General features: G+C 38.4%; 8 protein-coding genes. All 8 read right to left on the bottom strand.

Translation table 11 applies throughout. From position 1 onward, the window contains the following. Positions 1-1,075: hypothetical protein (locus VSA01S_RS18950; RefSeq protein ID WP_147052762.1), on the bottom strand; the 1,075-nt coding region annotated here is incomplete at its 3' end. A 1-nt stretch (position 1,076) separates the two neighbouring features. Continuing rightward, positions 1,077-1,373 (bottom strand): hypothetical protein, encoded by a 297-nt coding sequence (locus VSA01S_RS18945; RefSeq protein ID WP_039981284.1) that lies wholly within the window; start codon positions 1,371-1,373, stop codon positions 1,077-1,079. Then, positions 1,374-1,946 (bottom strand): hypothetical protein, encoded by a 573-nt coding sequence (locus VSA01S_RS18940; RefSeq protein WP_039981283.1) that lies wholly within the window; start codon positions 1,944-1,946, stop codon positions 1,374-1,376. It abuts the gene before it with no gap. Between the two features lie 5 nt (positions 1,947-1,951). Continuing rightward, the gene (locus tag VSA01S_RS18935; RefSeq protein ID WP_039981281.1) at positions 1,952-2,362 is read right to left on the bottom strand and encodes a hypothetical protein; all 411 of its coding nucleotides are present in this window, start codon (positions 2,360-2,362) and stop codon (positions 1,952-1,954) included. Next, on the bottom strand, positions 2,362-2,955 hold the full coding sequence (locus VSA01S_RS18930; protein WP_050567346.1) for a hypothetical protein: 594 nt from the start codon (positions 2,953-2,955) through the stop codon (positions 2,362-2,364). Before VSA01S_RS18930 ends, VSA01S_RS18935 begins: the two co-directional genes overlap by 1 nt. A 35-nt stretch (positions 2,956-2,990) precedes the next feature. Further along, positions 2,991-3,722, bottom strand: coding sequence for a type III secretion system protein (locus tag VSA01S_RS18925; RefSeq protein WP_227739622.1), 732 nt, complete (start codon positions 3,720-3,722; stop codon positions 2,991-2,993). Positions 3,723-3,736: 14 nt separating this feature from the next. Next, complete coding sequence (locus VSA01S_RS18920) at positions 3,737-5,194, bottom strand: coiled-coil domain-containing protein (protein ID WP_039981279.1); 1,458 nt, start codon at positions 5,192-5,194, stop codon at positions 3,737-3,739. A 126-nt stretch (positions 5,195-5,320) separates the two neighbouring features. Further along, a partial coding sequence (locus VSA01S_RS18915) for a hypothetical protein (RefSeq protein WP_222593937.1) occupies positions 5,321-6,358 on the bottom strand: 1,038 nt, incomplete at its 5' end.

Below are 6,358 nucleotides of genomic sequence, written 5' to 3'. Positions count from 1 at the left end.
CTGGCTGCCACGTGTCACCTACCTTCACCCAACCTAGAGAGCCCGAAGGAACAAGCTTTGGATCTATAATTAAATCTAATTCTGTTCCGTCATTATATTCAACTTTAAATCTCTTATGTCCAGATAAAATATCATCGATATCACTCTTTTCAGGATTAATTGCACCATTAACTTCTATGTCAGAGTTGACAATATTAATGTTGGTAATAAATATATTATTTTTTGCTTGAGAACCGTCAGAATCAGGTTTGTCTGAAGAATCTGTCTGTGTCTCTGAATCTTGAGTGACTTTATTATCACATTGATGATTTTTTTTAGGATGAAACTCGATTACACCACCTAAATTCGGCTGGTTACCTATAGGTTCAAGTAGATTAAGTGGAGCAAATTTAATAAATTTATTGCTCGCCTCTTTATATTGAGAGTCTGTTACAACGTCTGTAGGGTCTTCTTTTTTATCAGATTCTGAATCTGGATCTGGTATGTTAACAAGTGGAAAAATAGGAAAATCTGACAAGCTTTTCTTTGGTTCAGTTTCTTTAGGTATATCTTCCGCTTTAGGCTCTTTTTTCTTATCGTCAACGACAAAGTTATGCCCACCATACATCACACCAGATAGAGCATTAAGATAAGCAGCTACACCTACGACACCGACTAAACCAATTGGAAAAACGACAGCCAAACCAACGCCACTTAAGGCGCCTATTGTACAAAGACAAAGATGCAGGCTTGACTTGGATGTATTATTAAATCTATTAGATGTCTCTTTCTTATTGCCCGCGATTTTGTGTAAGTATTTATTCAGTTCCTTCTTGCCTTTTCCAAGGATAGCTTTGTTTTCTAAATCGGGGTCTTTATGCTCAGCACCTAGAGTATCAGTTCCTTCGAATGTTGATTCACATTCAGCAACAGAATGAGGAACAGATAGTTTGATTGATGAAGTTGTAGTTGTTTTAGCCTGATCTAGAGAAGAATGCTCCGCACTTACACTACTAGGCAAATTGCCCAATAGCTCTTCTCTACTACTAGAAGGAGCGTGTTGAGAGTCGCTAGCTGATATTTTATCAAATGACATTTTAAAATCTCATTATTTCTAATAATTGGATTGTGAGCCGACGAAGATCCTCTTCGCGAACGCCAAACTCAGAACATGTATAGGCTAAATAGCCATCTACTCGTATTAAATAACCACCTAATACGACTTCAATCTGGTTTAACTGCGTGAGCACATCTTCTATGTTTAAAACATGAACGATTTGAAAAAACGGAATGAGAGGATAAATAAAATAGTCAGGATGTTCACTGAATGCCGTTTTTTCATTTTGCTCAAGATTAAACAAAAATTGCTCTATTGAATTTAAAGTAAATTGCATTTATTTCGAATAAACCATAACCATGTCATCAGAAGACAAAGAGGTTATTTCATCAGTACTTAAAGAGGTTTCAAAAGGAGCCCAGCTGACTGATAGCTTTAATTTCGGAGAAAGAGACTGAGGTTTCATATGTAAGTAATCAGGGTCTATATCCATCGAGTCCATTGCAACATACATGTTTGTTTCCAGCCGATTACAGCTAAAAATAGAGGTCATGAGAGACGATAAATGTTTAACTTCATCTTTGTCAATAAATCGAAGATACCGAATACCTTCTACCGAAAGATTTTGTGCAATAAGATAGGAAATGTACTCTTGCTCTAAGTATTTTAGCTCTAATCCAAGTAAGCGTTCAATATCTGCAACTGTTAAATATCCAGTTATATCAATACCTATATGAGCTAATGATACTTCAACTAACTCACCAATAGTCGCAGGCTCCAGTATCAGCTTTCCAAAATTGATTTGAATCGCGTTATTATCAAATTGATGCCCAGCAACTGTATTTATCTGTGCAGCAGACTTCTGACTTAGTTCACAAAAAGGGGTTAACGTTATAATGTCATGCTTCATAATTCTTACCGGTTTCTTGAAAGAAGGGCTAATACATCACGGCTCATCGCATAATCTTTTTCATCAATCCAATCTCGAATCCCTTGAGGGATTTGGCAGACAAAATCATACAGAAGCTGATAAGTATCTTTAGAGCTCATCGTATCAAAGTCGTTCTCGTTAACGAGTTGTAAAATAAACGTGATATTATGAAATTGGTTTTCCAAGAGACCATCTACTACGATGGCTTTGACGGTTTCTTCTGAGTAGTGACGTAAATGTTCAAACCACTCAATCACTGCTTTTTTATCTAAATAAGTGTCAGCATCAGATAATCGGTTCCAACTTAAACGCTCTGATTTATTTTTGATAATTTCATAAGGGTCAAGATGATTACTACGAATGCTACAATGTGAGATACGTGAGTGATTGTTCATTATTCACTTTGTCCATGTAATTCTGGTGAACTTTTCCGTCCCCCCTCTTTCTGCTCATCTCGATTTCTTTTGCTTTGATATCTGCGTTCACGTGCATCGTATTTACGACAAAGCGCCAGCATAGAAAGTAAACCTTCGAGGTAATGGTCATTACCAATCAATTGTTGCAAAATCTCACTGTCTGCCTCCATACCTTCTGCTAACTCACCAAGAGTATCTAAGTAATTCGCCATTTTTTTACGTATAGACGAAGGATAGAGATGTTGACAATGATTAGCTGCTTGCAAAATAAACAACTGAGCATCATTAAGTTGTTGTTTATCTGGTAAGCTTTGCGTAAAGCCTTGCCAATCTCTTAATGCTCTAAGTTGGTAACTGTTGAGCATTCTCGCAAACTGCCGTTGCTGCTGCGGTGTCATTGGTTTACGGCGAATGTGAAAAATTCGAGACTGTTTTTTATTGCGTTTCTCAGCTTGCTTTACATCTCGGACCCGCTTTGGCTGAGCCGAGCTTTCTTCCCGACTTTTTTTGCTCGGCGTTACATCCGAAACACGTTCTGTTCTTTGAGGCAATGAAAACGAGACACTTCGCATAGTCTAAAAAGAGCGGGCGAACCCGCTCTGACTCCTTATCGGTTTGTTGCCAAGCTTGCTCTTGTCATCGCTGCTAGAATGTCATTCAATTTAACCGCTTCCTGTGTCAAATTTTGAATGAACTGATCTAATTGAGCATCGAATTTTTCTTTTAGATCTTTCAGGGCTTGAGCTTGTTCTTGACCTTTAACTTCATCGGCATGCTGAATTTCATTAGCATGACCAATCATGCCACTGCTCTGCTCACCCATTTGAATGATTGATTTATACTTGGCGATACGAGCTTCTTGTAAACGGCTACTAAAGTCATTAATGTCTTTCGAATCTAATTTATTTCCACCATTCATGCTCTTCACATGATCAGTACGAAGTGTTTTATTTTTACCCATTTTAACCGTTGCTGCAGTAGTTAGAGCCATAGTTGCTACGGAAGCCGCTAACGTTATTGCAAATTTCTTTTGAGCATCAGCACATTTATTGTCGGCTATATTCATTGCCATATTACTCGTCGCCACGGCTTCAGTAATACGGTTTTGTGCAGCTTCAGCTCTCATACGTTGAGACGCTGCAATAATCTGAGCCATCAAAGCCAAAAGATCATTCATCGAGATAGGAGCAGAATCCGCTTTCATTACTGCTTTCTCGTAACCTTCCCACTCTTGTTTCATTGCTGAAAATGTATCGGTTCCTTTAAGGCCATCCTTCAATGTTAAATCTGAAGGGATCGAGTTCATAGCTAAAGCTGCCATGTTAGTTGACATATTCATTTTTATTCTCCAGATTACATATGAATTGAAATCATTTTCTTATTAAAATCGCGATGATCACTATTGGTTTTAAAGATACTTTGGAAGACTTCATTTAGAGAACGTAAAGCTTGATCTAGCATCATTAATATTTGTTGAATACGAGCTTCTAGTTCTTTTTGTCTAGCCTCATCAATTTCTAAATCTTTAGCGATATCTGCCGATTTAACGCCATATCCGGCACTGACAACAGAACTCGTAGATGAACTGACTTCCATGACCTGACTCGCTCGTGTAGCACGAAGTCGAGCTTTTTCGCTATTAGTTAATAAATCTTTGAATGACTCGAACACATCATCCAACATCTGTTTAACTTTATTCAACAATTGGCTTGGTTGCTTAAGCATCGGCTTAATAGAATTAATTACATTTTTCATCTGACCCGATAATTCCTTAACCATCTCGATCGGGTTCAGGTTCTTCAAAGTTGAAGAAATATCGTCTAGTATAGAGAAGGTAGATTTAGCGATATTAGACAGGACTTCTTTAAGAACTGTTCCAGTTGACTTCAGAGACTCCAGAATTGTCGCCGCTGTTTCTTTAAATTCTTTGATGATATCAGCAACTTCTTTCATCATTTGTTTTGCAGTTTCAAGTGATTCTTGGAGCGCTTGCTTGGTCATTTTTGCTGCATTAGAAGCGGCTGCCTTTAATGTATTTAGTGCAGAATCTAATAACTGGCGTGCTTTAGATAAGCTTACCCCTGATTTTCCTAGGCTTGGACCAGATTTTGTAACTATAGATATCAATGAACTAATAAGAGTTTTTAATGCCTTGATACTATCCGCGGCTCGCGAACAAGCAGCAGCTAACTTGGCAGGTGCTGTTAAGGCAATTTGAGCAGCATTCTTTATCAACTGCATTGGATTGAAGCTGAGTAACATACCCACAATGCCAATACCAATTTCAAGGCCCATCTTAACTTTATTGCGAATGTCCTCTGGTACACCAGCGGCTTTCATCACTTTATCGGCAACCTTTGGTATCACTTCCGCAGCAACTATAGTAACAATCATTACCGCTGCCATCACAGGGTTAAATGGCGCTACAATCAGTGCGGCAAGAACACCAAGCGCCATGCCAAGCTTGCTCCAAAAGTTGCTCTTTTTAGCCGCTTTCTGTTGCTCTGCAATTTTGCTTTCGCGTTCCTTTAATTGATTAATCTGAGAATCTCTTACTGCATCAAGCAACGCTTTCTTTGCATCAGAGTGCTCTTTACCTGTACCTGAAAGCGCATTTGCAACTTCCTTAAATTGCTCTTCGACCATTCGCCATAAAGCATTCAGGTTGACAGAACTTCCAGGAAGAGGCTGGTTTGGAGTAATAGATTCAGTTGCAGTGCTTTGAGTTGATACACTTTGCTTACTCTGCGTTTCTTCCTCTACAGCAATTACATTAACTGCTGCTGAGATAGGACTCATGAATGTACTCATGTATTTTTCCCTTCATGTGTTAAGCTAGGAATAAGTATCCAATTGGCTTACTTTTATCTCTTTCACGAGCGGCATGTCCCCAACAGTATCATGCTCTTTTAAATCTTTATTTTTCTTGAGTGAAAACTAGATATTTCTTGCAATTGATAATTGCTCATCACGTATAACGGATAGCCAATATTTAAGCGTCTCTTGCAGCATTTTTATCTGGTCACTCAAATTCTGCAATTTCTTGACTTCATCATCTGTAAGAGGTCGGGTTGGAAATTGTTCATATAATTTATTTAGATAATCGATACTAATGGTTCCTTGATAATCAACAGCATCCTCTATGTAATTACCATTTGCGTCTTGAGGCATGTTGCCTTGATTCTGATTTTTCCAACTGCCATCTTCGAATAGGTAATCCATGGCTGAGTTAAAATCACTCTTAGTTACAGAGTCAATTACAGAGTTCACAGAGGATAAGTCACCAGTCAATATTGCCCTTAATTGTTCGCTACTCACTGAATATTCAGGATTTGATAATAAATTCGTCAAAATAACTATACGTAACATCGGGCTTATCTTGTCAAGATCATCTGTAATCCAACCACCAAGAGCTGGATTCCTATAAATTTCCGGTTTAAATTGATTCATGAATGTATTAGGGACAGTACCGGTGATAGGGTCATCACCACAAATCTTTTGCATAGCTTTATAAGCTAGGCTGTCACTAGGAATGCTACCGCTAGTTATGGCATTTGAAATAGCGCTCCAAGTTTGGCTAACAATGTCACCCAGTTGACTAGGGGTAAAATCATAGGTGTTATGACTTCCCGAACCTATCTTCTCAAGTAATCTGCCTATATCCTTAAGAAGCTCGGGGTCTCCGTCCAAGCCATATTCTTCTGCATGGGATAAGACATCCATCAATGCAAGCTGATACATATCTTCGTAATCAACGCCACTGAGCGTTCCATCTTTCATTGCATTAAACATATCCCAGATTGCATCTTGAAATGCAGCAGCACCAGAACACGCTGCTTCAAGTTCCTCTATCATTTTTCCAAGAGATTCAATTCCATCTGCCAACATTTGTGCAATCGTAAATTCAGAATTAATACTTCCGACAATACTCAAAACTAATTGCTGTTGATGTTTGGTTATCATGCCAAGCACACT

Origin of the sequence: Vibrio sagamiensis NBRC 104589, from assembly GCF_007990935.1 — a bacterium.
GTDB classification, from domain to species: Bacteria; Pseudomonadota; Gammaproteobacteria; order Enterobacterales; family Vibrionaceae; genus Vibrio; species Vibrio sagamiensis.
This window is presented reverse-complemented; position numbering and strand designations above follow the sequence as displayed.

Bases quoted from the DNA above. Each gene is read 5' to 3' on its own strand.
- VSA01S_RS18945 (WP_039981284.1), bottom strand. From the start codon at position 1,373: ATGCAATTTACTTTAAATTCAATAGAGCAATTTTTGTTTAATCTTGAG.
- VSA01S_RS18940 (WP_039981283.1), bottom strand. From the start codon at position 1,946: ATGAAGCATGACATTATAACGTTAACCCCTTTTTGTGAACTAAGTCAG.
- VSA01S_RS18935 (WP_039981281.1), bottom strand. From the start codon at position 2,362: ATGAACAATCACTCACGTATCTCACATTGTAGCATTCGTAGTAATCAT.
- VSA01S_RS18930 (WP_050567346.1), bottom strand. From the start codon at position 2,955: ATGCGAAGTGTCTCGTTTTCATTGCCTCAAAGAACAGAACGTGTTTCG.
- VSA01S_RS18925 (WP_227739622.1), bottom strand. From the start codon at position 3,722: ATGAATATGTCAACTAACATGGCAGCTTTAGCTATGAACTCGATCCCT.
- VSA01S_RS18920 (WP_039981279.1), bottom strand. From the start codon at position 5,194: ATGAGTACATTCATGAGTCCTATCTCAGCAGCAGTTAATGTAATTGCT.